The 26,520-nt window shown below is 49.1% G+C and carries 22 protein-coding genes and 2 pseudogenes; 10 read left to right on the top strand and 14 right to left on the bottom strand.

Annotation, left to right across the window (positions count from 1 at the left end; all coding sequences use genetic code 11):
* Nucleotides 1-109 precede the first annotated feature (109 nt).
* The 3 genes from O9X78_RS18240 to O9X78_RS18230 all read right to left on the bottom strand — a co-directional run bounded on the left by O9X78_RS18240 (nt 110) and on the right by O9X78_RS18230 (nt 4,823).
* On the bottom strand, nt 110-460 hold the full coding sequence (locus O9X78_RS18240) for a helix-turn-helix domain-containing protein (protein WP_435056067.1): 351 nt from the start codon (nt 458-460) through the stop codon (nt 110-112).
* A 113-nt stretch (nt 461-573) separates the two neighbouring features.
* Entirely contained in the window at nt 574-3,657 is a 3,084-nt protein-coding gene (locus tag O9X78_RS18235; RefSeq protein ID WP_269621154.1) for an efflux RND transporter permease subunit, read from the bottom strand.
* A complete protein-coding gene (locus O9X78_RS18230) occupies nt 3,657-4,823 on the bottom strand; it encodes an efflux RND transporter periplasmic adaptor subunit (protein ID WP_269621153.1) in 1,167 nt (388 codons plus the stop codon). The genes O9X78_RS18235 and O9X78_RS18230 overlap by 1 nt, the downstream gene beginning before the upstream one ends.
* 40 nt (nt 4,824-4,863) lie before the next feature.
* Here O9X78_RS18230 and O9X78_RS18225 point away from each other — a divergent pair, with 40 nt between their 5' ends.
* The 5 genes from O9X78_RS18225 to O9X78_RS18205 all read left to right on the top strand — a co-directional run bounded on the left by O9X78_RS18225 (nt 4,864) and on the right by O9X78_RS18205 (nt 9,643).
* Complete coding sequence (locus O9X78_RS18225; protein WP_269621152.1) at nt 4,864-5,373, top strand: MarR family winged helix-turn-helix transcriptional regulator; 510 nt, start codon at nt 4,864-4,866, stop codon at nt 5,371-5,373.
* Nucleotides 5,374-5,624: 251 nt separating this feature from the next.
* Nucleotides 5,625-5,990 carry a PaaI family thioesterase gene (locus O9X78_RS18220; protein WP_332108535.1) on the top strand — a complete coding sequence of 122 codons (366 nt, stop codon included), beginning with the start codon at nt 5,625-5,627 and terminating at the stop codon, nt 5,988-5,990.
* 9 nt (nt 5,991-5,999) lie between these two features.
* A complete protein-coding gene (locus tag O9X78_RS18215) occupies nt 6,000-6,401 on the top strand; it encodes a PaaI family thioesterase (protein WP_269621151.1) in 402 nt (133 codons plus the stop codon).
* Between the two features lie 638 nt (nt 6,402-7,039).
* Nucleotides 7,040-8,401, top strand: coding sequence for a cytochrome P450 (locus O9X78_RS18210; RefSeq protein ID WP_269621150.1), 1,362 nt, complete (start codon nt 7,040-7,042; stop codon nt 8,399-8,401).
* Nucleotides 8,402-8,794: 393 nt separating this feature from the next.
* Complete coding sequence (locus O9X78_RS18205; RefSeq protein ID WP_269621149.1) at nt 8,795-9,643, top strand: metal-dependent hydrolase; 849 nt, start codon at nt 8,795-8,797, stop codon at nt 9,641-9,643.
* A gap of 348 nt (nt 9,644-9,991) precedes the next feature.
* On the opposite strand, the gene O9X78_RS18200 is transcribed toward O9X78_RS18205, so the two are convergent.
* Nucleotides 9,992-10,765: a helix-turn-helix transcriptional regulator gene (locus O9X78_RS18200; RefSeq protein ID WP_269621148.1), complete on the bottom strand. Its 774-nt coding sequence runs from the start codon at nt 10,763-10,765 to the stop codon at nt 9,992-9,994.
* Between the two features lie 648 nt (nt 10,766-11,413).
* Here O9X78_RS18200 and O9X78_RS18195 point away from each other — a divergent pair.
* Complete coding sequence (locus O9X78_RS18195; RefSeq protein ID WP_269621147.1) at nt 11,414-13,960, top strand: TonB-dependent receptor; 2,547 nt, start codon at nt 11,414-11,416, stop codon at nt 13,958-13,960.
* Nucleotides 13,961-13,977: 17 nt separating this feature from the next.
* Nucleotides 13,978-14,100 (top strand): annotated as a pseudogene (locus O9X78_RS18190) (IS4 family transposase); the annotation flags it as partial.
* Nucleotides 14,101-14,264: 164 nt separating this feature from the next.
* On the opposite strand, the gene O9X78_RS18185 reads toward O9X78_RS18190, so the two are convergent.
* On the bottom strand, nt 14,265-14,981 hold the full coding sequence (locus O9X78_RS18185; protein ID WP_269621146.1) for an START domain-containing protein: 717 nt from the start codon (nt 14,979-14,981) through the stop codon (nt 14,265-14,267).
* A 556-nt stretch (nt 14,982-15,537) separates the two neighbouring features.
* Here O9X78_RS18185 and O9X78_RS18180 point away from each other — a divergent pair.
* Nucleotides 15,538-16,743: a cytochrome P450 gene (locus O9X78_RS18180; RefSeq protein WP_269621145.1), complete on the top strand. Its 1,206-nt coding sequence runs from the start codon at nt 15,538-15,540 to the stop codon at nt 16,741-16,743.
* 390 nt (nt 16,744-17,133) lie between these two features.
* On the opposite strand, the pseudogene O9X78_RS18175 reads toward O9X78_RS18180, so the two are convergent.
* The 9 genes and pseudogenes from O9X78_RS18175 to O9X78_RS18135 form a co-directional block, all read right to left on the bottom strand.
* A pseudogene (locus tag O9X78_RS18175) lies at nt 17,134-17,427 on the bottom strand (transposase); the annotation flags it as partial.
* Between the two features lie 129 nt (nt 17,428-17,556).
* On the bottom strand, nt 17,557-17,733 hold the full coding sequence (locus O9X78_RS18170) for a hypothetical protein (protein ID WP_269621144.1): 177 nt from the start codon (nt 17,731-17,733) through the stop codon (nt 17,557-17,559).
* A gap of 268 nt (nt 17,734-18,001) precedes the next feature.
* Nucleotides 18,002-18,355: a hypothetical protein gene (locus tag O9X78_RS18165; protein ID WP_269621143.1), complete on the bottom strand. Its 354-nt coding sequence runs from the start codon at nt 18,353-18,355 to the stop codon at nt 18,002-18,004.
* A 125-nt stretch (nt 18,356-18,480) separates the two neighbouring features.
* Nucleotides 18,481-18,975, bottom strand: coding sequence for a transposase (locus O9X78_RS18160; RefSeq protein WP_269621141.1), 495 nt, complete (start codon nt 18,973-18,975; stop codon nt 18,481-18,483).
* Nucleotides 18,976-19,009: 34 nt separating this feature from the next.
* Entirely contained in the window at nt 19,010-19,513 is a 504-nt protein-coding gene (locus O9X78_RS18155; protein WP_269621139.1) for an outer membrane protein transport protein, read from the bottom strand.
* Nucleotides 19,514-19,684: 171 nt separating this feature from the next.
* Nucleotides 19,685-20,785 (bottom strand): NAD(P)-dependent alcohol dehydrogenase, encoded by a 1,101-nt coding sequence (locus tag O9X78_RS18150; RefSeq protein WP_269621137.1) that lies wholly within the window; start codon nt 20,783-20,785, stop codon nt 19,685-19,687.
* A gap of 122 nt (nt 20,786-20,907) precedes the next feature.
* Nucleotides 20,908-21,960, bottom strand: coding sequence for a 2Fe-2S iron-sulfur cluster binding domain-containing protein (locus tag O9X78_RS18145; RefSeq protein ID WP_269621136.1), 1,053 nt, complete (start codon nt 21,958-21,960; stop codon nt 20,908-20,910).
* Between the two features lie 202 nt (nt 21,961-22,162).
* Nucleotides 22,163-23,239 carry an alkane 1-monooxygenase gene (locus O9X78_RS18140; protein ID WP_269621135.1) on the bottom strand — a complete coding sequence of 359 codons (1,077 nt, stop codon included), beginning with the start codon at nt 23,237-23,239 and terminating at the stop codon, nt 22,163-22,165.
* Nucleotides 23,240-23,266: 27 nt separating this feature from the next.
* Nucleotides 23,267-24,733: a benzaldehyde dehydrogenase gene (locus O9X78_RS18135; protein ID WP_269621134.1), complete on the bottom strand. Its 1,467-nt coding sequence runs from the start codon at nt 24,731-24,733 to the stop codon at nt 23,267-23,269.
* A 728-nt stretch (nt 24,734-25,461) separates the two neighbouring features.
* Between O9X78_RS18135 and O9X78_RS18130 the strand changes: the two genes are divergently transcribed.
* Together O9X78_RS18130 and O9X78_RS18125 are read left to right on the top strand one after the other, a co-directional pair.
* Nucleotides 25,462-25,965, top strand: coding sequence for a hypothetical protein (locus O9X78_RS18130; RefSeq protein ID WP_269621133.1), 504 nt, complete (start codon nt 25,462-25,464; stop codon nt 25,963-25,965).
* On the top strand, nt 25,962-26,411 hold the full coding sequence (locus O9X78_RS18125) for a helix-turn-helix domain-containing protein (protein ID WP_269621132.1): 450 nt from the start codon (nt 25,962-25,964) through the stop codon (nt 26,409-26,411). Before O9X78_RS18130 ends, O9X78_RS18125 begins: the two co-directional genes overlap by 4 nt.
* Nucleotides 26,412-26,520 lie beyond the last annotated feature (109 nt).

Here is a 26,520-nt window from a genome sequence, read left to right as displayed (position 1 = left end):
CGGTTTGGAGCCCGCTTCCGACAGCCGACTCCGGTGGACCTACCACCATCTCCTGCTGAGCTTATGGCTCAGTGTTTGCCTGCATCCATGCTGGCGTTTACTGGCGCCTCTACGGCACACTGTCCCAACACCACACCTGGTTTGGTGCTGAGGCACTGTAACTGGTGGGCTTAGCACGGTTCACCGGTGCTTTGCTTTTGCCTCGGTGGTGTTGCTGGCTTGCCGCTTTAAGCACCCGATATATCGTCGATTCCGAAGCCAGATAGATGCTTTCATCTGCCAGCCTTGGCACAATCTGTGACGGCGGTAAGCTGGCATATTTCTCGTCATTACATGTTGCCAATATCTGCTCGCGCTCGGCTTCACTGAGCTTATTCTTTGGCTCTGGCCGGATTGCCGTTGGTCGCTTATCTTCAAGCACCGAACCTTGCTCATCCCGCCAGCGGCGAAGTGAGCGCAAGGGTATCTCAAGTTCCTGTGCAGCCTTATCGCACCCAGCTCCCGCTAATACAGCTTCATCAAACCAGCCCAGATTTAAGCTGCGCTCGCTAACGGGTCAGTTTTAATTGCAAATCAACACCTTAGCGCTACACTTTTAAGTTTTCGTAGCGATCGTGCGGCATCGTCCGCGATAACATAGGCGGCTGGTAGAACAGCAAGTGTGAGAATGGTAGATGAAGACATTCCCCCGATGACGAGAAAACCGACGGGATTACGGAGTTCGGAGCCATCGCTATTAGCTAACGCCACGGGCACCATGCCCAAGACAGTGGACAATGCGGTCATTAACACAGGGCGTAATCGCTGAGGGCCCGCGCTCAAGACCGCTTCCGTTGACGCCTTGCCTGCTTCGCGGAACTGATTTGCGAGGTCTACTAGCAGGATGCCATTCTTCATAACAAGTCCCATGAGCGCAATGAGCGCTATCTGAACAAAAATGTTCAAGGGCTGATTGAAAAAATAAAGCATCGTGAAGGCGCCTATAAAAGAGAGCGGCGCCGTGACCATTACAATTAGGGGTTGCACAAAGCTATTAAATAAACTTGCGAGGATCATGTAAAGCGACAGGAGGGCAAGAGCGAAGGCAAAAATAATGGCGTCTGTGCTGTCCTGCATGCGTCGGGCATGGCCAAGGTATAGGCCGGAATAACCTTCGGGCAGGCCGACATCGGCGATGATGCGGTCTAGCTCCTGTGTTGCAGTCCCGAGCGCAACGCCTGGTTGTGTATTGGCGAAAATACCGATTTTTCGGGATCGTGACTGGCGTTCAATCTGGGCTGGGCCTGAAGCAAAGCGGAGATTGGCCACATTGGCAAGATCGATGAGCGACTTGTCCGATGCCCGCGATTGAATGAGCTCGACCCAGCGCATGTCAGCGCGGTCGCCTTCCTCCATCTGGGCGCGCACCTCGATCCGTTCTCCGTTTTCCTCATAGGAAGTGACATCCATTCCGCCCAGCATAATACGCGCGTTGTTGGCCAGGCCTTTGATCGAGACGCCTAAATCTGCCGCTTTGGCACGATCGACTTCAATTTGTAGTTCTGGGCGGCCAATTTTGTACGTGGAGTGTATATCCGCATAGATGTCGGTTTCTCGCATACGTAGCATGACTTCTTCGGTAATCCGTTCAAGCTCCCCAAGGTCTGGACCTATCAACGCATATTCCATATCAAAGGACGTAAGACCCCCACCGGTCATGATGGGCATTTCAGAAACAGAGATCGTTTTGGCCTCAGGTACGACCTTGTAGAGTACCTTGCGCGCTTCGGCTATCACGTCAAATTGATCCGACGAGCGATCTTGTTTGTGGACAAGTTTGACAAAATAACTAATCTCGTTCACCTGCTCGGCCTGGCTACCGCCGACGGTGAAGAATACGTTATCAACATGTTTTATCTTTGCGAGCTCAGTGGCGGCGCGCATCGCGAGCTCTCGCGATTGGGATATGCCTGTGCCTTGCTCCAACTCGACGTCAGCGATGAACTCTGATCTGTCGAACGAAGGGACGAAATCGATGGCCAGGCGTTGTGCGACGAGCACGCCAATCACCACGGAACCCAGCGCGGCTGTGACCACAAAATAGCGGTAGCGAATGGAGATGTTCAGCATTCGACCATACCAGTCTTCCAGGCGTGACAGGCTCCTATCGATTCGGGAGCTGATGCCGCCTATGTGCGCTTGTGGTTTTAAAATTCGCGCACACAGCGCAGGTGTGAGTGTGAGCGACACGAGTAGCGACACACCAATGGAAAAGACTACCGTTAATCCGTATTCACGGAAAAATCGGCCAATCACGCCTTCCATAAAAGCGATGGGCACGTAAACTGCCATGATTGCTACTGTCGCCGCAATGACCGCACCGCCCACTCGATCGACTCCATGGGAGGCTGCGTCCGTGGGGCTCATGCCACCTTCTACGTCCCGCTGAATACTTTCAAGCACAACGATGGCATCGTCCACCAGAAGACCGATGGCCATGGCGAGGGCAATCAGCGTCATCATGTTGATGGTGAAGTCCGCGGTATAGAAGGCAAAAAATGTGGCTATTAATGCACATGGCATGGCGATAGATACAATCAGGGTTGCACCTATGCTGAGTAGAAAGAACCAGGTGACGATACCCACGAGACCGATGGCGAAAATCATGTCCGAAAATGTGTCTCGAATGCTGGCCTCGGTAAAAAGAGATCTGTCCTGAGCCGTGACGATAGTGGTTCCCTCGGGGGCTAACGCCCGCACCTCATTGAGTGCCTCTTTAACGGCGTTGGCGACAGCCACGACGTTTGTGCCAGACTGCCGCCGAATATCAAGAGAAATACCGATGCGACCGTCCAGCTCTGCGTAGGTGCGTTCATCTTCCAGCCCATCCTCGATGCGGGCCACGTCACCGAGCTTAATAGGCGCTTGGCGGTCGAAGGCGACGATGAGCTCTTCGAATTCGCGGACAGATCCGACCTCGCCTTTTGTCTTCACGCCAAATTCACGATCTTTCTTCTTGGTTTCGATGCGGCCGCCCGGTACTTCCACATGTTCTCGTTTTATAGCCTGAACTACTTCATCGGCGGTTAAGGCATAAGCGCGCAGGCGTTCTGCATTTAGCCAAATTCGTATTTGCCGTTCACGTCCGCCAATTACGGTTACAGTTCCAACGCCAGCGACGCGTTGGAGGCGGTTCTTAACAATGTCTTCCGCAAACACTGTCAGCTCACTGATTGGAACTTTGCTTGCGATCATGACGGACAAAATCGGCGCAGATGCAGGGTCGACCTTCTCGACAATGGGTGGCTCGATATCTAAGGGCAAGTTACGCCGTGCAAGGTCCAGCTTGTCCCGGACGTCCTGGACCTTAACATCGAGGTTGTCCTCCATCTGAAATTCGAGAAAGACCTGCGACAGTCCTTCCGAGCTCACAGAGCGGAGGAGCTTGAGACCCGCTATGGTGTTTACCGCTTCTTCAATAACATCAGTGACTTCGGTCTCGATAGTTTCCGGAGATGCTCCCTCCAGCGCTGTGGTTACAGATACGTAGGGTATGTCCAGCTCGGGGAAAAAATTAACACCTAAGCGCACTAGCGAAATCGATCCAAGTACAACCAGTGCTCCGATTAGCATGGTTGCAAAGACCGGTCGTCGAATAGAGAGATCGGAAATCCACATCAGTTTTCCAATCCTTCTTGGCTGGTCATGCCGAGATCGTCAGAAACGTCAGTACGGTGTGAGCGCGGCAATACGCGCATGCCGGCCTCTAGTCCACTAAGCACCTCAACCGAATCAGCGTTGTGGTCACGTATTGTTAAGTGGCGTATTTGTATTTTGCCATTATCGTAGAGCAAGACATAGGGATCGTTGGGCGGGCCACGCAATAAAGAACGGGGGAGGAGGACGACTTTGTGCGGCTTGGGAAAAATCTCGGCTCGCGCGAAAAGGCCTGGTTTGATTTTGTAGCCGTCATTGTTGATAACTGAACGGGCGTCAATTGACCGAGAGCCTATATCGATTCGATCGTTAATAATGTGAATCTCGGATTCAATTACATCCGGTATACCATCGATATGGATTCCGACTTTCGTCCCTAACGTGATTTCAGGTAAGTATTTGGCAGGTATACTCCAGACCGCTACGACAGGATCAGCCTTTTTTACCTGGACTACAGCCGAGTTTCCCATGCCAGAAACTCGGCTTGAGATGAAAACGCCTTCGTCCACAAACCGTTCAGTGATCACTCCGGGGTAGGGCGCGCGGGCGATAGCATCTTCGAGACTCTGGTCAACTTGTGCGAGTTTTGACTTTGTAATATCGACACGAGCTCTCGCAGTTTCTAAAGCGGCGGCCGCGGTATCATATTGTGCTTCTGACGCCACTCCCTTGTTGCGCAGATTGGAAACCCGTTTAAATTCAATCTGTGCTTTTCTATGCTCGGCCGCGTATAGGGCGGATGAAGCAACAAGTTCCTGCTTTTGTAACTTGAGCACGACGTCCCGCGTTCGAAATAGGGCGTCGCCAGCGTTTACTCGATCGCCAACGCGCACATAGATTTTCTCTATCGTTCCTTCGATCATTGGGCCAATATTGCTGGATTTCGCCGCCATTATCGTACCGGTTACTAAAATAGACTTAACAACGTTTTTTGTAGTGACGGTATGTAAGGCTAATTGGGGCAGTTGAGCGTGCGCGGACGGCGGCGTTTGCTCAGTAAGGTCGTTCTCTGCCGATGCAGTTGCTTTGTCAATGTGAAAAGCGGCGATCGGTAGCAACAACACAAGAAAAATCGATTTGCTTATGAGGCGCAATTGAATACCCTCTTGCAATAATGCGTTATGCATAATATAAGTGTACATAACATATGTAAACAGAGGTTATTCCATGAAGCGACAGGATCTAGAGTGGAATTTGGGATACCTGCTAGACGATGCAGCACGCCTGATGAGGCGGGCCTTCGATGCTCGTATCCGACACTTGGGTTTGACTCGAGCACAGTGGCTTGTGCTTGCACAGCTTTATCGGGAAGATGGGTACACACAGACTAATCTTGCGAAATTGGCCGATATGGACAGGGCCACGCTGGGAAAAGTTGTCGACCGCCTACAGGAAAAGGGCCTGATAGAGCGGCGTCCACACTCTGAAGACAGGCGGGCCAATCTTATATACATCACTAAAGCTTTTGATCGGCTAGTCGCGCCAATGCGTGCAAAATCAATACGACTTTACTCCGATGCACTGCGCGGGCTTAGTGTTGAGCAGTGTGAGCAATTTATCGCTATGTTAGCCAAGGTGAGCGAGAATTTAACCGGGAAGGTAGAGCTTGACAATGATGGGGGTAGCGAAATGGATTCGTATATGCCACGTATGGTCGGCATCCGTGAGCTTACCTAATTGCAGGTTCGGACAAACAGAGAAGATGCAAGGACTTTTAGTGATAATTATTTCCGCGACGCTGTGACTTTCGTGCAGCTACCGATGCTATGCTAGGCATGCCTCGAGCATCCGGAGCCTTATTAAATATCTAAATGAGGAAGATATGGTGTTTGAGCAAGGAAAAACTGGTATTGACAGCACTGAAAAGTTATTTGATATGTTCTTCACGCATATTGGTACGCATCGTGACCTTGGATTGACGCTCCAAAATAGAGAGAGATATCGCTAAAATTCATCTTCCTTTTCAGAGTAAGCATGCTGACTCAATAGAAAATGGCAGTCTTCATACAAGCGCAATAGCGACGGCCATTGATAGCGCCTGCGGCTGTGCGGTGATGCTTCATCTCGGCAAGCCGGCAGCCATCGCGACCGTGAATCTAAGAGTCGATTACATGCGCAAACCTGAGCCTGGGAGGGGCTTGGTTATCGAAGCTAGTTGCTATCAATATGCGGAGGATTTTATCTATGTTGGTGCGGCGGCTTATCAGGTAAATTCAAAAATAATGTGCTGCAACGCTGTTGGGATATTTAAATCTGACACGCCGGGCCCCGTGCTTGGCATGGAAATGCAGTAGGCACGCCGAATGATAAACCAGAAGCTTATCGATTTTCTTGAAGAAACGCCTTATGCCTGTAACTACGGGACCGAAATAATTACTTCAATGCCAGAGACGGAGTGCGTAACCCGGTGGCAGAATATTTTTACGGGTAACCCACTGTTGCGTGCGTGGCACGGAGGCGTAGTTTCAGGTGTTCTTGAGCTGACCGGGACGCTCGCCGTCATAAATTCTGCTAAGACTAAAGAGTGCGTATTGCTTTCTATAAACACGAGCTACCTTCGTCCTGCCTTAGGTGATAAAAGTTTGTTTAGCCGTGCCACTGTCGTTCGAAGCGGAAAACGTGTTCATACGGTCAGCGCTGTTGTGTGGCAAAACTCTCCAGATGAACCAACAGCAATGGCATCATTAACGTTCGCAGGAAAGTAGTAACTCATGGTCTGCAGAAAGTCCGGGGAATCCCCTTCAATTGCAATCTCGATGGAGGCTTTTTATAAGTGTTACCCTAAGCGTTCACCAAAGCTGCTTTTAGACGTCGTGACAAAACGTGATCTTTACTGACTGAATAAACACATCTCACCACACCCTTCATATCACAGGTATCCATCTTTAGATCAAATGTCTCTATTTTTTTCCGAGATGCCTGTTGCTAGATTACCCACGTGAAAAGGCCAACACTTTGGTGAGCGCGAGCTAAAAGCGCATGGCCAAAATTCTTTTCCCATGCTGGATCCCAATAATCTCGTTGATCCTGCGCATTACAGGCAACAGTTGAGGGCGAAAGTCCCACTTGTATTGGACCCACAAGTCCAATTATTGGGCTGTCACCAATTACGGGGAGACTGAAAGTTCGTAGGACGACCGGGTGAACTGTTCTCTTTCAGTGGGCCAGATGGCGGTTTTTAAGCAGAGGATCGCAGCACAGATGAGCACACCGCAGGACTTCCACCAATGTTCCGACATGCATACACGGAACAACCAAATAAGCAGACTGGAGAGCCGCGGAGCCAATTTTTTATGTATTCGCACAACCGTACCGACACCCCAAACAGGTGAAGAACTCTATTATGAGCGTTACTGAATTGGACGACTATAAGAAGGCCGCAGACAACCATGACCTGAAACACATTCCCGGCTCCTTTGGCCGTCCCGTCATAGGCCACTTCTTCGAGATGATGAAAGATATTTATGGCACCATCGACAGGCAGTATTGCCGCTACGGGCCAATATCGCGGCTAGGAGTAGCATACCTAAAGGGGGTACTGCTGATCGGTCCGGATCTTTACAGGGAGGTTTACCTCGACAAGGACAAAAACTTTTCGGCTGAGATGGGGTACTCGCGCACTCTGGGCCGCTTCTACAAAGGAGCGCTGCTGCTGCGGGACCATGGCGAACACCGCTTCCAGCGCCGAATTATTCAGAACGCGTTCAAGACCGAAGCCATGCGCGGCTACTTCGGCACGATGGGGCCTATGTTCAAGGAGGCAGTGGAAAGCTGGGACGGTCGTAAGGATTTCCTATTTTTCCCATCCATAAAGCAAGCCCTGCTGGATGTGGCCGCTACAATATTTGTGGGGTTGGACAAAGACGATGATCGCGCCGCCAATTTGAATCATGCCTTCCTGGACATCGCCAACGGCCTGCTGGGTTTTTTCGCCAAGGAAATACCAGGCACCAAATACGCTAGGGGGAAAAAGGCCCAGCGCCATCTGAAGGAATTCTTCGGTTCGTTGATTGAGGAGCGACGTCGCAGCGACGGCATCGATACCTTCAGTTATTTCACCAGGGAAACCACCGAGGACGGTGAATGCTTCAGTGATGAAGACATTATCGCACACATGAGCTTCCTTCTCTTCGCCGCGCACGACACCACTACCAGCGCCCTCAGCCACCTGATGCTGCATCTTGGGGAAAATCCCGAGTGGCAGCAGCGTTTGCGCGAGGAAGCGATGTCGATCGACAAGGAGTTTCTGGATTACGACGATCTCGAAAAGATGCCGCTGACCGACGCGGCGGTGAAGGAAACTCTGCGATTGCACCCCTCGGCAATGGTAGCTCAGCGGCGAACCATTCGCGACTGCGAACTCGGCGGTTATCGCATCCCTGCCAACACCCTTCTGTTCTTGGTGCCCCAGTATACCCACCGTATGGCCGAGTACTGGGATAATCCTCACACCTTCGATCCCGAGCGCTGGCTGGAGCCTCGCAACGAGCACAAGCGCCATCCATTCAGTTTTGTCGGCTTCGGCGGCGGAGCCCATAAATGCATCGGTATGCACTTCGCGTTGACGCAGACCAAGAGCTTTGTTCACCAATTTCTGCCTCGCTATGAATTCTCATTGGCGGCCGATTCCGGAAAAAAGCTTCAGACTATTCCACTACCCAAGCCGGTCGATGATCTACCGCTACATTTGAAGCGTTTAGGGTAATACGTCGGGCGAGCCATCGCACCAGCGCTCTGCTGGCACGGTTCGTCAGACTTTTTTGTGCTATGAGCCACGGGCTTTTTCCTGAACGTGTATTTCAAACAAAAAGGGAAGACGTTCGATTGCATCGGAAATTGACACAGTCGACGAATTCAGCAGGGGTAAATAGAGAGATGGATGTAATGCTAACCAACCAAACCCGACATCGACATAAGTGGGGCGCATCACAGAAGTCCATTAAACAACGCAATTAATTCATTTTACTTTCTGTTTAGTATATCTATCATAACGAACTAGGCACTCAGATTTACAGACGTAAATAACGCCGAAGCAACTATGATTCTGTCGGCACACTAGAAAACTTTGAGCTTGATTTTGCTAAAAAAGGGTACGCAGATGAAAACAATAGAAGCTATTCAATTTCATTCCAAAAAAATCAATTTTGACTTCAACTTCGAAAACACCTCCGATGCTTGGTGTGACACGCGACATATGCGGGTTTTTTGGGAAGCAGTTTCCTTGATCACTCCCTCAGCTGAAAAATATATTATGCGCTCAGTGTTAGCTTATAAAAATGAGGAAATTATTAAAGGTAATTCATGGCTTCAAACTCTGGTTAATGAGTTTATAGAACAAGAAAGAGAGCACACACATATCCATATAAAGCTGAATAAGGCTCTTGGAATTAATGACATCGGAGAAAACTCCAGCCTAGAAAAAACGATGCGCGGACTAACTGAAGATCTATCCATCCTGGATAATTTGGCCATTGCAGCCGCATTGGAGCATCTATTTTTTTCTGTTATTAAATTAACTTTTATCGATACCGGTTTTTATAAAGATCAAACAGTCGATAAAAAGGTTCTCGAAGTTTTTAAATGGCACTGGTGTGAAGAATTAGAACATCACTCTGTAACCATTAGTCTTTTATCTAATCTCGATAGTTCATACAAAACACGTATACGTGCTGCTTACAATATAGTATTTAAATTTATTCCCGATTGCTGGAAAATAATCCTTGAGCTTGAGAGGCTGTATTCGCCTAAGAATTATCGTTTTAATGCAATGATTGATACTATTAAACTATTGAACTACTTCCGCAAAGGAATTGGTGTGTCATCAAAATTCTTTGATCCTGCTTATGATGTGATTCCAGCGGGAAAATGGTCGTGGACATATATCGAACAGTGGCGAAAATCATTTGGCGTTAATGAGCCCGTAAATATCAGGTCTGATAAAAATTGAAATAACAACACCGTTAAGATCAGTTAGCCGCTGCAAGCAGCTTTAACATAGTCTTTAACGGGAGTTGGCCGCCGATCTCATCGGATCACAAAACGAAATCGTGAGGCGATCTCTCCGTATCTGCAACCTGCATTCGATGACAATCCTGTAAATCGATTAGGTGAAGCGACTGCGCTACAAATTGCAGTAATTATAGTACTGAGCTGGCGGCTGCTACTGGCAGCGCCGCCGACCGAAGCATTCATACGTCCGTATCGCGCCTTCAGCCGGTTCGTTCAGCTTGTGGCGGTAGCTACGCCCAATAGCAGTGCGGGCAAGCCTCGCATAAGTTCCACCTTACTACCTAGTTTACTCTTTAGGATGGGATAGTCTGTAAGATTTTGGCGACATGCCATAATGCTTTTTAAAAACCCTGGAAAAATTGTATTGATCGTCGTATCCCACCACTTGTGCGACTGACTTAATCGATTGATTTGAATTTTGAATAAGCAATCGTGCTTTATTCATTCTTAGGTTGCTAATGTAATCGAAAGGTGGCTTACCTATTTCTTTCTTAAAAAGGCGACTAAAAGCTTCTCTTGTCATATTCTGACTTTGAGCGAGATTTTCGATGGAGATATGCTGTGTGTAAGACTGATTCAGGTAGGCTACTGATTTTTGAATTCGATGATCGATTACTGTTCTTTTAGACAATGTGATATCTAATTGGCTTAACGTGTAACTAACTAAAAGATTGCTATAAAGTTGTCCAATCAAGCCATATCGATCTTTCTTTGCCATAGAGCTGAGCCGAGTAACCCGATCAATCACTATGTCTATCGCTGGAACCTTGTAGATACCGGATTCTATGTTGATGTGAAGAGATGGTAGATAGAAATAAAGTACCAACTGAAACGACGATGAAAGTAGTGTGCCGTATACCTCCGTATGCGGCGGTATTAAATAGATCCAATTTGGCTCAAGAAAAATTTGGCGACCTTCATACTTCAAAGCCGCGGTAACCTCGGCATTATAGTAAAGACACCACTCTTTGGTGTTCATGGGGACATTGCCAATATTCTTATTTACCCAAACATATTCGCAACTGACCAGATCTACACGGAAATTTCCACTTTCTTTCATAAACTGTACCTGACTCTAAAAAGACACTTATTCTATCCAGCATAATAATAGCTCAGCGTGCCAAGTTTCGTATCACATAAATCCATCATTTATCCATATGACAACATTCTACGAAGAAATGTTTGTTGCTACATTGAGATCTTAAAAGAGGTACCAGCCCTGTCTGTCAACCTGAACCTAGGCAGCTCCTGATTTGAGATATTTCCAGTGTATCCGAATCGTATACATCTTTGCTCATGCTTTCGTGCGTCGAAATGGCACTCATGGAAACAACGACGGGCACAACCCTATCGTGGCTGAGTTGAGAACTTAAATCGTATTCGACACATCCAATACGAGGTTTTTTTCGGAGTAGAGTTTATGTCTTAGACAATCGGACGGCGCGCATACTTTGCATAGATACGTCTGTCGTCGTTCGCCAGCATTGGCCAAGGTCAAGCGTTTGACGGTGGAAAGGATTCCCTTGTGTTACGGCTTAGCTGATTCCACCCAGAGGTGCGCTCGGATAATTCGCGCGCTGTGTCTGTTTGTCAGTTGTTCGAATGCAAGAATACACGCGTTATCTGCACAAGAGGGCTTTCGAATCCGATCATCGCTTTAGTAATAATGATTATTCAATACAATAAAAAAATATCAAAGGAAATTCACGTGAAGAATATAGTAGCTATTTCTACAGGATTTTTTCTACTCACTGGTACGGCCTCTCAGGTGAGCTACGGTCAGGAAAAAAATTCGTCTCGCGGGCTAGAAGAAATTATCGTCACTGCACAGAAAAGAGACGAATCACTTCAGGACACACCAATTTCAATAACCGCCTTTGGTGAAGAGCGCCTTGAAATCGAGGGCATCAACAATCTGAATGATATCGGCTCAAAAGTACCCAGCCTGACCATCGAACCTTTCCCCATCAATAACGCGACCTTACGTATCTTTATTCGCGGTATTGGCATCGCCGACGTTCAGGTCACTCAGGATCCGCCGGTTGGTATTTACGTAGACGGTGTGTACATTGCGCGCTCCACCGGTACCGCACTCGATGTGGCCGAGCTGCAACGCATTGAAGTGTTGCGCGGCCCTCAAGGCACGCTGTATGGTCGAAACACCACGGGCGGCGCGATTAACTTGATCACCAAGCGCCCCTCGACAGAAGCGTTTGAATTCAAAGAAAAACTCACTGTTGGTAATCGCAACCAGTTCAGCTCCAAAACCACCGCTAATATTCCACTCGGCGACACCCTGGCAGCCAAGGTCGCTTACCTGACTACAAAGAGAGATGGCTTTATCGAAAATACTGGCCCGGGCGGCGATTTCGGCGACCGTGAAGTCGAAGGTTACCGCATAGACCTCCGCTGGGATATCAGCGATACAACGACCTTGGACTACGCCTACGACAAGTCTGAATATGAATACATCAACTACGTGTATCAGTCGATTCGCCCCGCAGAGCAAAACAAAGGGCAGGCAGAGCCGGTCAGAGAATTCTCGGTTACCCAAGCCAAACATAGTGAAGACCGCTTTGACTCAATGGCAACCTTCCGCCCCATGGAAACCTCGGAAACCGAGATAGAGGGGCACTCGCTCATTCTAACGAAGGGCTTTGAAAATGTGCAGGTGAAATATATCGCCGCATACCGGGAGCTTTACGACGCCTCCTACGCTGACCTCGGCGGGGGTATCGGCTCGGGTCGCTACCGCACCGATTCTCACGAATTCTGTGGCCCAGCCGCACGAGCGGAAACCGGAGAAAATTGTCTGCCACTGGTGGTGCCCGTGATACAGCAGGAACAGACCTCCCACGAACTGCAATTTGCAGGGTCGTTATTTAACGACTCCGTGGAGTACATCGTCGGGGCCTACTATTTCGAAGAAAAGGCAATCGAAGACAATTCTCCCCTCCACCACCAGTTTAGCTCGGAGCTAAGCGACACCCTCCTTCCAGTATTGGAGCCAATATTGGCGCCAATCGTGGGAACCGTGCTTAATCTTACCGACGTCACAATCATCAACATGCTGTCTCAGCGCTACGAAATCGAAAATACTGCTAAGGCGGTATTCGGCCAATTTACGTGGACCCCCAGCATGTTCGATGAACGCCTGAGCTTGACGTTTGGCGGTCGTTATTCCAAGGACTCTAGGCAGGCACTAAAAAATCAGACCGACAAAACTTACCTGCAAATCGGCATCTTGAACCAAGCCCTCGACGTTCAAACCCTCGGCCCCTTGGCACCCATTCTGGCAGGGCTAGACTTTTTGGTGCCGGGCGACCGCGCCTTTGACAACATTTTTGCGTCGAAGGATTTCACTGACAGCTCCTTCAGTTTTATTGCCGAATATGACCTTACCGATGACATCAACCTCTACGGCAAGTATGTCCAAGCCTACAAGTCGGGCGGATTCAACACCCGAGACCCTCAGCGCGGCTCCACCGGCACGCCATCAGGTTTCACTACCCCCGAAGGGCGCGGTGACGACACCGACCAGCCCGCAGCCGACGGCATCGTTTACGGCTTCGGCTTTGCTGATGGCTTCGAATCGGAGCACGTGGACTCTATTGAGGCTGGAGTCAAAAGTGAGCTGATGGGTCGTCGCCTGCGGATTAATGCCAACCTGTTTTACAGTGAATATACAGATATGCAGCTTAACTTCATTCTTGCCGGCACCATCGCCGACACAAAGGTCACCAATGCCGGCGAGGCGAAAATGAAGGGCTTCGAATCCGATATCACCTTCCTGGCAACTCAAAACCTCATGCTGATGTTCAACTACGCCTACCTCGATGCCGAGATTACCAAGGCTCTAGATAATGCCGGTAATGATATTACAGACACCTTTGTTTTCTTCTCCGCACCCAAGCACAGCTATTCTGCCTCTGCAGACTGGACAATCGGCGCCTGGGACTGGGGCGTGCTATCAGCGAATGTGAGCTACAACTTTATGGACGAGCGCAATGGTGGTCCGCGCTTGGCAAATGCTGTGAACACCTTTGGGAGCAGCTATGGCTTGTGGAATGGCCGCCTGAGCCTCAACCGGGTGCCCGTCAGCCACTTTGGCACACTGAACTTCGGACTCTGGGGCAAAAACCTCTCCGATGAGGAGTATGTCATAACCGCCATTGATAACATACCGCACAGTGATCGGGCCGTTATTTGGGGTGAAACACGCACCTACGGCATTGATATCATTTATGAGTTTTAACGGAGCATTAAACAAAAGTCCTCACGCAGCTGTGGATCGCGATGATTACCTACTTGCTCGTGGCCTTTGCTAGTCACAGCGCGCGAACGGGCTGGACGGTACAGCGGATATTGAGAGTGATTCAGCTGAATTTGTTTGAGCTGCATATTCCGACTCGTCTCAAGGAATAATTATAGGGCGGTAGCAACCAAATTCGGCCACGCTCCTTTGTTTCTAGATCTACTAATAATGCTGGCATGATGTCTCCAAAATTTTGAAATAAAAATAGGCGACAACTAGCCTGACACAGGGGGATCGTGACTGCTCAGAGTAAGACAACCGCTCCAGCGTTAAGGGTATGAGCACACCGGTCACCGTCAACGGGATGCGCGCTCAACTTCGCCGGAATACGCAAGAGTTTCTGAAGGTTGGCAATCGACTGCATAGGCGCGTCAACCGACATCGAATTGATAAGGAATGCCGGGATAGGGCTACTTGGGTCAGTCAGTGAGGTTAAAGAGACTTTCGTGGTGCAGTCGTCCATTTTCTGCAGTTTCCATTCCTGCATTGACCGCACGATACGGACTGTGTCTTCCATCGCTGGTGTGATATCCAATTCGCTATCGGCCTTATCGGAGATAGTGATACGCTGCTTCTCTTTGTCGACGCTAACCTGTCGGGAATATATGGCGGAGCGATCGGTGGTCGGCCAGGGAATATCGAGGACAATGAAGTAATAATCCTTCTCCGGATCGTTCTGCTGGACTACGCCAGCTACCGAAACGATTTCGTTAATTTTGCTGTAATACTTCACGTCACTGATGAATTCCAACAAATCCTGCATAGAAGCGGCAACGTTGCCAGTAGCGCGGACTTCTTTGATACCCCAGCCGGGCACTTCCCGCTGGTACACCGTTATGCCGTCCCGTTCCCTCACCTGCTCCCAAGGGCCGGCTGTGAATGGGCTGTCGGCAATCGCGCAGAATGCGGCGAGCCAAAGACTAAGCAAAAGCACTGAGTTTTTATTCACGAATAGCATCATAAGTTTCCTTGTCTAATACGGGTTCAATACTTCAATTTTTCTCGCCGAATATTAAAAAATATCTAATTAATTTGGCAGTATCGTTACTCAGTCTTCGGCTTGCACTATCAACTTAAAATCGACCTCCGGCAATGCCGATAACGTAAATAATTTCTCCAAGAAGGTGTCCACTTGTTCGTTGATCTCTTGATGCAGCCGGGCAACCCGTCTCGCTCTTGTCCGTCTTTGCAGCACCCCATCCTTACTGGGTTGTTGACTTCGGTGGCTCCGACTTTGCCGAAGACCTGCGATAATTTACTAAACCACTGCGGGGATCTACTCACTGAGGCGTTACCAGTCCGCGTGCCGAGGCTGACAAACTGTTGTTGGCTGTTGACGTTCTATTTTAAAAATACAGAGTGGGTGGAGTCTAGAATTATTCGCATGTTCTTCACGACTTCTCTAGATCACACATATCCATCATTCCGTCAGATATCGCTATTTTTACGCAAGGGGTCTATTGCTATATTTTCGAATAGAAAAGGCAGACACGTTGATGAGCAGGAGCTAGAAGACCGTGGCAACAGAATTATTTCCCATGCTGGATCCGGATTATATCGACAATCCTGAGCCGTACTGGCAACAGTTGAGAGAGAAAGCCCCGCTGTATTGGAGCGAGGAATTCAATTTTTGGGTAGTCACTCGCTATGAGGACGTGGATAATTTCGCAAAGCGGCCGGAAGACTTTTCATCTTCGAGCGGTCCAGGCGGTGGTTTGCGAGCGGATAATACTTCAGCTGAGGACGTCGTAGGCTTTTTGCCGATGATTCAAAACGACCCGCCAGAACATACCCGGTTGCGCTCTATATTTTCTAAAAGCTTCACATCACGTCGTATAGCGCAATTGGAGTCTGAAATACGCGAATTAGCAGCTCAATTGATGGCTGACTTACAGAGTAAATCATCTGCAGGAAAAGCGGTGGATCTATACAAAGATTTTGCAAGCCCACTACCAGTGGCTGTGATCGCAAAGCTTTTAGGAATTCCTTTGGATTATTACGATCGGCTAAAATTTTGGAATGAGGCATTGGGAATTGGTGCTGGCGAAAGCTATACAGAAAAACAGCGTTTTAATGCTACAACTGAAATGAACGATACTTTATATGAAATTATCGAGGAAAAGCGATTCAATCCTGCAGATGACTTGATATCGTCGCTCGTTAAATTGGCCGATGAAGATGGCGGCCAGCTAAAACCGAATGAACTTTTAGGGTTTAGTAAATTGTTGTGGATTGCCGGCAACGAGACCACTACAAATTTAATAACAAACGCTGCGGTTGTACTCCAAGAGCAACCCGAGATTATCGAAAAGTTACAAAACGATAAGACCTTGGTTCCTCAGTTTGTCGAAGAAGCACTTCGCTACGTAGGGCCGGTAAATGGGCTCTTCCGTCGAGTAACTCGAGATCTTGAATACAAGGGAAAGAAATTCAAAAAGAATGACAATGTCTGGATAATGTTTGCCTCAGCTAATAGGGATGAGAGGCATTTTGAAAGCCCGGAAAGCTTTATTCTAGAGCGAAGCCCCAATGATCATTTGTCGTTGGGAAAGGGCGTCCATTTCTGTATGGGTGCAGCCTTGGCAAGACTTGAGGCACAAATAGCCTTTGAGTGTCTGGTAGACGTGCTTCCAGGCTTCCAGCTGAAGCCTGAAGAAGGTTTGCATATCCCTGTCCCAGTACTGCGCGGGTGGCTAAAACTACCCATGATTCGTAAAAAATGACGTCGTGAACGCAGCAGGGTTTTCCATATAGTCGACATACAGCGATTAGCTGGAATGGTTAAGTCTAGATCTGATACCTCACATTGCAAGGATCTTAACCCGATTAATAAGCTGTTTCTGTTGACGAAAAAATCATATATACCGCTATTGGTTGAAAGTCACCCGCAGACGGTGCTTGAGCCGCGATACATTTTTAATTGACCTCAAATTTTTATCTAACCCGGATATTTCACGAGTGTCGCGTTGGTGCGCCAATGACGATGCCTAACGGTATGGGATAGCCTTTTTGCGTCGGGTTGATCGAATATTACTCAGTTTTGTTTTGCCAAGGCGCACCTCCCCCTTACCCCCATTGTTTGTCAACGTGCCGGGGACAGCACTCAGCGGGATTCAGGAAGTATTGAGGGCTGAGGCGACTTGAGTGAAGAGTGCTTGGTGGGAATAGCTGGAACTGAGCAGGAAGCGGATACGGCGGGTGTTGCGCAGAATGACGGCGCCGACTTTAAATAATTTCAGCCGGATGGTGCCGGGTTGAGCGGTGGCCAGCTCGGTGCCCTCCAGTGTGAGGCGACGCATAGCCTCCAACAGGGTGTATGCGAGCCCTGAGAGCAATACCCGGAACTGGTTTGGCCACCAGCGATGACAGGATGTACGGTCAGCAAACAGGCCCAGCTGCTGATCTTTGGGTGCTTGACTGTTTTCGGATAAATCAACCGATGTGTAACTATAAGCTATTGATTTTATTTTTTATTAGTCGCGTATAACTTTGGTTTCATGCCGTCTTTTAATAGGGTATACAGTGATATTATTCAATTAGGCTTTGCGGCCCACATTTTTATTTTTATATCGCTTATCAAACGCCTGAAGATCAAGGGTATGAGTCATCAGTTGGTAAAGGCAAAACTCAAACGTATTATCACCAAGTACTTCCAGATAATTTATATCGAGAAATACACTTTGGTGGAGATTGTCATCAAGATAATTGGCCATAAACGAACCGATAAGCGAGCGGGTGAAGCGTTTATTTTACAATAGGAATTCAACGGTGGCGTGGGTTTGAGATATTTTTCTACAGCCTGAACGCCCAAACAAGAGGCCAGTGGTGATCATTCCAGAATGCTCGGTATCAGTAAGTGCTTACGAATAAAGTCCTTACTCCCTGTCGTTTTCGCAATACCCCGAAAACGACAGGTTGCTCACGTCGACGGCCCGGAGGCTCAGTAATGGTGCAAGTCGCCAGGAAGGGACGCGCCCCACCTCAGTAAGCGGCAAAAAATAGCACGACGACGCCGGCCAGCGCTAAGCCGCCGTGACTCAGGATCGCCCACCAGGGTTTGGCCTGGCGGAACACCACGCCAAAAAACAACGCCCCACCCAGAAACGCCGCGCCCAGCAGGCCGAGCGCCCAGTATGCCGTCTGCGGAATCGTGGCGTCGGGTCCGGCGGTATACAAGGCATATCCCAGCATTATGAGACCGACAAAGCCCAGCACGCCATGCCCCACGCCGAACCATGAGGGATAACGCACCTTCATTGCCGACAGCAGCGCGAACAGCAGCCCGCCCGAAGCAGCAGCCGCCAGCACCCAGAATGCCCACTGTATAAGTTCCATCGATTCATCCTCGATTTGTAATGTTTTTAGAATGCCGGTCAGAACTCACCGCCCCAAACACCCCGCCCTATCGCACAATACAGCGTCGAAAGGAGGGGTGACCGACTCCGTAACTGAATCGCGTTTCACGCCATTTCGGGACACGAAGCGCGGCTAAGGTCCGTCAGCGCGCTTTCTTTACGGCGCAACTCCTTCTTCAACGCCCTGTTTTCATCCTTAAGCTGCCTGGCTTGTGCGCGGCCATCGGCCTTGTCTTTGCCCGACGCGCCTTCAACAAATTCTGCTTTCCACTGCGCGATATGATGAGGGTAAATCCCTTTTTCCCGACAAAGCGCACTGATACCCAGATCGTCCAGTGCCCCGCAGGCAATCACCACGCTTAACTTCTCTTCGGCGCGCCAATCCTGTGGTCGTTTTGCTGTTGTCATCTGCTCTCCTGGATGTCGTGTATTGGCTGCGCCCAGGGGCATTGCTGCACTTGATTCCCGGACCCACCGCTGGAGGGTTGAGTAACCCACTCCTAGCTCGTTGGCAAGGCTCTCAAGTCCCACACCCAGATTGCGGCTCAGTGCTTTCTCTACCGCTTGCTGCTTAAACGATGATGTAAATGATACTGCCATACTATACCTCTAACTGGAAAATTAGAGGCGACAACTACTCTGACACAGGGGGGCTTGCATTCTCGAGCCCCGTATCAGCACCGGCAGCATAGCCCGTCTCACCAATATCGCCGCGCGACAAAAAGCTAGATTCACCATATTCAACACCCACTCCAGCTTGAGCAAACATGCCCGCACCAAAGGTCCAATTTGAAACTTTACTGGTAAAGGCAATCTGAGGGGCTACATATGGCCCTCGATTATGTGAGTGCGTACTCGATGATACCTTTTCACCTGTGCCAAGATTCGTCGCGCTAATATCCGTAGTAATCAGGTCGAACCCTAGCAACACTTTACCTGTCGTATCGGACAAACCCATCGTCGCTGGGTTAACCATCATTGACGCAGGCCCGACATAATAAGATGCGGCCGTTCCTCCCATACCCCTGGAAACCGCTCCAAAACCCTCTAGAAACAATCCCTCCATCGCTACCGCGTAGCATGAGATCACATACAGAACCAGACCGATAATGCAATTATTGAATATGTTAAATCGCATACCCTTTCACCATCTTTTTATATTTGTTTAATGGACTACCATTTCAGCTTATCATGCCTCCTTTTGGCATAAACAACATGAAACTGGATTTATAAGCCTTTCAACTTATGAGCAGGTTGTACGCCATCCGTAAGAACGGCGCACTGAGGCTTTAAGGACCTCTTATCCCTTTTAAGCCATACGAATTACCGGCTTAAGTGTTATTCCTTTTTCCGAATCTTCAGCAGCTCGATCAATTTCGTCGAATGAGTAAAATTTAATTAACTTATCAAAGGGAAACTTTCCTTGACGATACAGATCAATCAATCTTGGAATAAATATATCCGAAACAGCTTGACCCTCAATAATTCCTCGGAGCTTACGGTTAAATAGTAAAAAATTAACATCAACAGGGACTGTGGTCCCCATTGGTGGTGCACCAACAATACCAATCTCACCACCTATGGCGGAGCTCAATATCGCTTGCGAAAGCACGGAAGGCAAACCGCTGGTTTCCAGCACATACGAAGCCCCATCAGCGCATAATTTCTTGATCTCCTCAACTGGATCAGTATTGGTTGCATCAATCACATGGGTCGCCCCAACCTCATGAGCTAATTTCAGGCGATTTTCCTTAACATCGACAGCAATGATTTTCGTACATCCGGCCACGACGGAAGCCATCACTGCAGAAAGACCTACGGCCCCAGCACCAAAGATCACGATAGCGGAGCCCGCAGGAGGATTGAGTGCATTGAGAACAGACCCTGCGCCAGTTTGAATGCCGCACCCGAGCGGCCCAAGGAGTTCAAGTGGGACGTCTTGAGTGACCTTCACTGTGTTGCGTTCGTAAGACAAAGCATAGGTCGCAAAGGAAGACTGCCCGAAAAAACTCGCCCCAACTTCCTCTCCATCGTGTTCATGAATGGTGCACTCACCGGTGACTGAGCGCCCCATAAAATTGGGGACGAAAGAGTTGGCACAACTTGTGGGATCACCGGAAAGGCATGCTTCACAACCACCACAAGTATAAAAAGTCAAAACAACATGATCGCCCGGCTGTACTTTTTTGACACAAGATCCAACCTTCTCAACCACGCCTGCCCCCTCATGCCCAAACACCATTGGAAGAGGAACCGGGTAATGCTGATCACGACAAATCAGATCGGTATGACACATTCCCGTCGCAACCACTCGAACCAGAATTTGATCCTCAGCGGGCTCATTAAGGACTAAATCTTCGAGTTCAAATAGACCATTTTTTTGACGAACAACTGCTGCTTTTATTTTCATTTTCATCTCCGTTTTTGAATCATCATACAGTTTAAAAACCACCCATCATCTCGCGCCAAGCTCAACACACTCTTTTCCGGATGCGCTTAACCAAAAAGGTAATTCCCTCTTTCGCTCCAGCATTACTGCATGGTCGCAGTAGTTCGATTATAAAAACGATCTGCATATATCGATCCGTGAGCTACACCAAGTCGAAGAAGCTCGGTTTCAGCTGCGTCAACCATCGGTGGTGGCCCGCAGAGATATGCTTCACACGACCGCCCCTGCAGGTATTCTTGAAAATATTCAGTCACCATGCCTTGCTTTCCTTTCCAGGACGATGTCGCCGGTTCTTCGGACAACACTGGAATAAGCTCGAAGTGTCCACCCCAATCCCGTTGAAGCGCTTGAATTTCTTCAAGGCAATATAAATCACGCTGCTGCCGCGCCCCAAAAAATAAAAAAACATCACGCTCGCGCTGGGTTCCGGTCATGCTCTCCAAAATGCATTTAATGGGTGCGAGCCCCGTTCCCCCAGCCACGCAGACCATCACGTCATCGCTCTCATGAAACCCAAACTGTCCATACGGGCCTCGCAACGTCACGGTGGTCCCAGCTCGATCACCACCAAATAGCCAACCACTGAAAACGCCTCCTGGGACTACGCGGACATGAAAGTTCAGGCTGCCGTCAGCTTGGGGTGGAGTCGAAAATGAATAACTTCTTACAACAGACAGTTCTGTGTATTCAATATCAGCATACTGACCAGGATTAAAAGATATTGGTTTTTCTGGTATTAGAGTCAATCCGATTACATCATGTGCCAGAGTTTTCTGTTCACTAATCGAGGCTGTGGTCTCTTCAGGAATAATAGCCCTTCCGAGTGGTGCATCCAGTTCAATTTCCAAGTCTTCCTTAGGTATACACTGGCAACCCAGTCGATATCCAGACTGATATAAATCACCACTTAGCCCCATAGCAGATGATGCCAGTTCGCCTATCTTCCCCGAGACTAGTTTATATTTACACGCACCACAGCTTCCAACTTTGCACTCATGTGGAAACGCAAGCCCTTGATGCAGCGCACTTTCCAAAATTGTCAGACCTCGTGGAACTTTAAATTTCACTCCTTGCTCTTTCACAGAAACAGTTAGTTCTCGAGAAGGAGCAAATAGGCCAATGATTTTCTCAAACATATTCAAGCGTCCATCATTAAAACTTCGTGGTCATTACTTGTGCAAATACCAGAACGACATCTTTGCTCCAGGCGTTTATGGCAGCAGGGGAGATGACGCGTCCGCCGGCACACAAATTCTTTTGATAAAAAAGGCCGTAGAGCCATTTTGCTCCATAGGCTTCTACGGCCAACATCAAAAAAATTCTACACGTTGACTGCTATTAACCTAGTGGCCAGCCTGCACTTTTATTAGCCTCCACGGCCAACTTTCGCTCACCGGGCGTGGCATATTGCAGATCCCAATCCTTCAATTTGGGTTTCGCAACAAGATTAAACCAAAGCGGCGGCACTAGCCCTAGCAGGAAACAGAGGAAGAGCGAGGGCATTTGCGGGGCCTCCCTTTCCGGGCGCAGTTGATAAAACGGCGTATATCCGTCCAAATGGTGATTGATATGGTTAGTAATTTCGCAACCTAGCGGACGAGCGATCCTGCCCATATGATTCCAAGCATGATGTAGAAGGATGGGCTGATTGGGGTCCCGCACCAATCCATAGTGCTGAAAGTAGTTAAGACCCTCGGCAAGTCCTTTCGCTACAATCATTGCAGCAACCGTCATCAACCCTAAAGCCGGTCCTGCCAAGTACGCAACCAAGCAAGGCAGGGCAAACAGGAGCGCAAGGTATTGATATACTCTGTTGGAGAGGTGCCAAGGCGACTTCCCTCTTTTGCGCAAAATTTCGGCCTCGATCTTCAGTGCGTCTTTGACAGAACCTACCGTTGCAGTGAACACAAAACTATATATAGTTTGGCCACGGTATGGAGTGTCACTGTCATAAAGCGTATCTAGATAAAGGTGATGCGTATTGACATGTGCAATATCCCGGCTCGGATCACCATAAAACGTGCCTAATAGCTGCGCTATCCTACGCGGCAACCAGTGGCGGCGATGCATCAGCTCATGGTTGACCGGCAGAGTAGGCACACCACTCAGCCAACCCAAGGAAAGAATACATCCTATCACTTGTGAGGGCTCACCAAGATCGATACGCCCCTCTCGGACTCCCCAGATCAAGAAGCCATATAGTCCAATCATCATTGGCAATTGCAAATATAAAGGAAGGTATGCCAAAAACGCATTGACCTTTCGGGCCGCAAAATCCTTCGGCAGAAGGATGTCAAGCACCATCAGCGCCGGAAACGTGGCGGCGCCAAGCCAAACCCAATCTTCGCCATAGTAAAATCCGATCAGCCCGCAGGCAGTTACAACAGGAATCAGGTAATAACGTAGCGCATCCATATATCTCTCCTACTTATTATTGTCAACTCAGAATGGGTAACTAGCTGGCTTCTCAACCATACTAATCCATTGCGACTTAGTAAATTCATCAATACTTGCAAGTCCGCCAAACCTTCCACCGCTACCCGAAGCCCCCATCCCTCCGAAAGGAACATGTGGCTCACAGTTGATCGGTTGGTCATTGATATGGACCATTCCTGTCTTTAAACTCCTCGCAATCTCTAGCCCCGTCGCCAAGGCCTCAGTATGAATAGACGCAGCCAATCCATATTCCGAACTGTTCGCCAATTCGATCGCCTCCTCTATATTGTCGAAAACTGTGATCGGTGCCACTGGACCGAAAATTTCAGACTTGAAAACATCCATTTCCGGCTTTACATCCATTATCACGGTAGCTTGGTAGTAGCGATCCTGATACGTACCTCCTGCCAAGACCTTAGCGCCTGCCTTTTGCGCAGACTCAACGAGTACATGAACACGAGCTACCTGCTTATCGTTGATGAGGGGGCCGAGGTGTACTTGATCCGTCTTCGGGTCTCCGACCACTAGATTCTGGGCACGAAGCGCAAGTTTCTCTGCGTATTCCTGAGCAATGTCACGATGTACCAGATGACGCCCGGCGGCCATGCACACTTGGCCCTGATGCAAGAATGTGCCCCATGCAGCACAACTGGCGGCTCCATCAAGATCTGCATCAGGCAAAACGATATGGACATTGTTTCCGCCGAGCTCAAGCGCAACCTTTTTCAACATTCCCCCGCATTTCTCCCCAATCAACCGGCCCACCTGGGTCGACCCGGTAAAAGAAATCATGTCAATTCCCGGACTAGCCACCATTGACTCGCCCGCTTCTGCCCCCCCCGGAAGGACGTGGAGAACGCCATCTGGCAAACCAGCCTCGGAAAAGATTTCGGCAATGAGCGCGCCTCCAGTGATTGCACTCTGAGGGTCAGGTTTTAAGACTACGGCATTACCCAGCACCAACGCTGGCGCTACCGAACGCATTGCCAGGAACAGCGGGAAGTTCCACGGTGCAATCACGCCGACCACGCCAACTGGAACTCGCTGACAAAGGTTCAGGCGCCCTGCAACAGCCGATGGAAACGACGTACCGTCAGGCAAGAACGCCAAACTCGCAGCCTGGTGCATCTGCTGATAGGTAATCCCGGCCTCCCACAAGCCTTTCTGTCGAATCGCGCCGCACTCCCGCACATTCCAATCGGCGAACTCATTTTCGCGCTCTTTCAGTTTTTCCGCAGCCTTTCGGACAATCTCGGCTCTTTCACTGAAGGGTATTGCAGCCCACTCCTTTTGAGCTCGCCTGGCTGCCTGCGCAGCAGCGGCGACATCTTCACCATTTGCAATGCCCGTAACACCAAGCAGACCGCCATTGGATGGATCGGTAACATCAGAGACACCACCTCGCGCTTCTACCCATCCAGAGCTGAACACTTTTCCAGACCAAATAGAGACCTCTTTTTTTTCTTGCTGCATCACTCCTCCTCGACATTAAATATGTTGTTAATTTTTGCGTCCGCATCGAATACATTCCGACCCCCGAAGCCAAGCGGAATACGAGAACCCACCACTGACTAACCTCCTGACCATGTAGGCGTCTTGGACTAACTGGTAACTAACCGTTAGAATTGTGTCCCTGGCTTCCATGCACCAGACAGACTTTGCTACCCCTCGTATACCTCGCCGAACAAATCAGGATCAACGGCCATGCCCCAACGATCACGACACAGGTGTTTTTCGTCGTAGCCTTCGATAACGCTGCCTACTTTTGCCATCGGATTGCCTTGCGTGGATTCCTTTACATTTGTCTATAATGGTGTAAGTCTCCAGGGGATGACTATCCGGACAGCGCATTCTTTATCCTAGTACTGCAAAGGTCATATTTGCGAATGTATCCCACTATCAATAACATCAAAACAACAGCCTTAACTATTTAAGTAATGCCGCTGAAAACCCTGGCACACTTGGGAGGCAATCACATCAGCCCCCAACTTAAGCATTAAGCACCGGGCAAGCCAAAAGCCAGCCCCAGCAGACACACTGGGCGACGGATAAGCAGCGTCATCCGGGCGATGTGGCGGCGATCAGTGTCGGATTGGGCGGCTTTTGTTCGACGTTGCGTATTTTTGTAACTATGAACACTGAATTTCCCCCTGTGTCAGGCTAGTTGTCGCCTATTTTTATTTTAAAATTTTGGAGACATCATGCCAGCATTATTAGTTGATTTAGAAACCAAGGAGCAGGGCCGTATTTGGCTGCTCCCTCCCTACAATTATTCCTTGAGACGAGTCGGAAATGAGCTTAGCGTAGCAGTTGGCACAGTTCATAAGTGGAGGCAGGAATTGAAGGATGAGGGTTTACTTCCAGACGATGAGGTGACAAAAAATGAAGTTTATACAGCAGATCAAATTTTCTCTTTTGTCATTGATACTGCGAGTATGTCTGAGCATCAGTTAGCGGCCTACTGTCGAGAAAATGGTTTGTATGTTGAGCAGGTAAAAAAATGGAAAGCTATTTCTGTGCAAGCCCATCTGACTAAGCCTGAAAGTAAGCATAAGCAAGACAGCTTGCGTCGAGCCGATAGGAAGAAAATCCAGATACTAGAAAAAGAACTGGCTCGCAAGGAAAAAGCCCTAGCTGAAACAGCCGCATTATTGGTGTTGCGGGAAAAGTACAATGCCCTCGGGGAACCGAGCGAGGAAGATTGACACCTCTTCCAGAGCGGCAGTATTTAGTCAGCCTGATCAATGATGCGACCGCCAATGGCGCACGAAAAGCAGAAGCTTGCCGAACTATTAGCTTGTCTATTAGGACGCTTCAGCGCTGGGTAAAAAATGGCGTTGTTTGCGGCGATGAGCGGGCAAGTGCAGTGCGGCCTACACCATCGAATAAGCTCTCCAAGGAGGAGAGAAAGAAGATTGTTGATCTGTGTAATGAACCAGAGTTCGCCAGCCTAACACCCAATCAAATTGTCCCGACGCTGGCCGACAGGGGTATCTACCATGCATCAGAAGCGTCGTTTTACCGAATATTAAAAGACCATGATTTACTGGCAAAGAGAGTGCGCTCAAGGCCAAAGGGGCATCACAAAAAACCTCGTGCACAAACGGCGACGGCCCCGAATCAAGTCTGGACCTGGGACAGTGTGCCGTAGAGGCGCCAGTAAACGCCAGCATGGATGCAGGCAAACACTGAGCCATAAGCTCAGCAGGAGATGGTGGTAGGTCCACCGGAGTCGGCTGTCGGAAGCGGGCTCCAAACCG

This window comes from Zhongshania aquatica, from assembly GCF_027257955.1.
Taxonomy (GTDB): Bacteria; Pseudomonadota; Gammaproteobacteria; order Pseudomonadales; family Spongiibacteraceae; genus Spongiibacter; species Spongiibacter aquatica.
This window is presented reverse-complemented; position numbering and strand designations above follow the sequence as displayed.

What these genes read in the sequence shown, in the direction of transcription:
- O9X78_RS18145 (WP_269621136.1), bottom strand. Translation starts at nt 21,960, where the DNA reads ATGTTTGAGAAAATCATTGGCCTATTTGCTCCTTCTCGAGAACTAACT.
- O9X78_RS18205 (WP_269621149.1), top strand. Translation starts at nt 8,795, where the DNA reads ATGAAAACAATAGAAGCTATTCAATTTCATTCCAAAAAAATCAATTTT.
- O9X78_RS18130 (WP_269621133.1), top strand. Translation starts at nt 25,462, where the DNA reads ATGCCAGCATTATTAGTTGATTTAGAAACCAAGGAGCAGGGCCGTATT.
- O9X78_RS18215 (WP_269621151.1), top strand. Translation starts at nt 6,000, where the DNA reads ATGATAAACCAGAAGCTTATCGATTTTCTTGAAGAAACGCCTTATGCC.
- O9X78_RS18235 (WP_269621154.1), bottom strand. Translation starts at nt 3,657, where the DNA reads ATGTGGATTTCCGATCTCTCTATTCGACGACCGGTCTTTGCAACCATG.
- O9X78_RS18155 (WP_269621139.1), bottom strand. Translation starts at nt 19,513, where the DNA reads ATGCGATTTAACATATTCAATAATTGCATTATCGGTCTGGTTCTGTAT.
- O9X78_RS18160 (WP_269621141.1), bottom strand. Translation starts at nt 18,975, where the DNA reads ATGGCAGTATCATTTACATCATCGTTTAAGCAGCAAGCGGTAGAGAAA.
- O9X78_RS18185 (WP_269621146.1), bottom strand. Translation starts at nt 14,981, where the DNA reads ATGATGCTATTCGTGAATAAAAACTCAGTGCTTTTGCTTAGTCTTTGG.
- O9X78_RS18165 (WP_269621143.1), bottom strand. Translation starts at nt 18,355, where the DNA reads ATGGAACTTATACAGTGGGCATTCTGGGTGCTGGCGGCTGCTGCTTCG.
- O9X78_RS18210 (WP_269621150.1), top strand. Translation starts at nt 7,040, where the DNA reads ATGAGCGTTACTGAATTGGACGACTATAAGAAGGCCGCAGACAACCAT.
- O9X78_RS18140 (WP_269621135.1), bottom strand. Translation starts at nt 23,239, where the DNA reads ATGGATGCGCTACGTTATTACCTGATTCCTGTTGTAACTGCCTGCGGG.
- O9X78_RS18200 (WP_269621148.1), bottom strand. Translation starts at nt 10,765, where the DNA reads ATGAAAGAAAGTGGAAATTTCCGTGTAGATCTGGTCAGTTGCGAATAT.
- O9X78_RS18150 (WP_269621137.1), bottom strand. Translation starts at nt 20,785, where the DNA reads ATGAAAATAAAAGCAGCAGTTGTTCGTCAAAAAAATGGTCTATTTGAA.
- O9X78_RS18225 (WP_269621152.1), top strand. Translation starts at nt 4,864, where the DNA reads ATGAAGCGACAGGATCTAGAGTGGAATTTGGGATACCTGCTAGACGAT.
- O9X78_RS18135 (WP_269621134.1), bottom strand. Translation starts at nt 24,733, where the DNA reads ATGCAGCAAGAAAAAAAAGAGGTCTCTATTTGGTCTGGAAAAGTGTTC.
- O9X78_RS18170 (WP_269621144.1), bottom strand. Translation starts at nt 17,733, where the DNA reads ATGGCCAATTATCTTGATGACAATCTCCACCAAAGTGTATTTCTCGAT.
- O9X78_RS18230 (WP_269621153.1), bottom strand. Translation starts at nt 4,823, where the DNA reads ATGCATAACGCATTATTGCAAGAGGGTATTCAATTGCGCCTCATAAGC.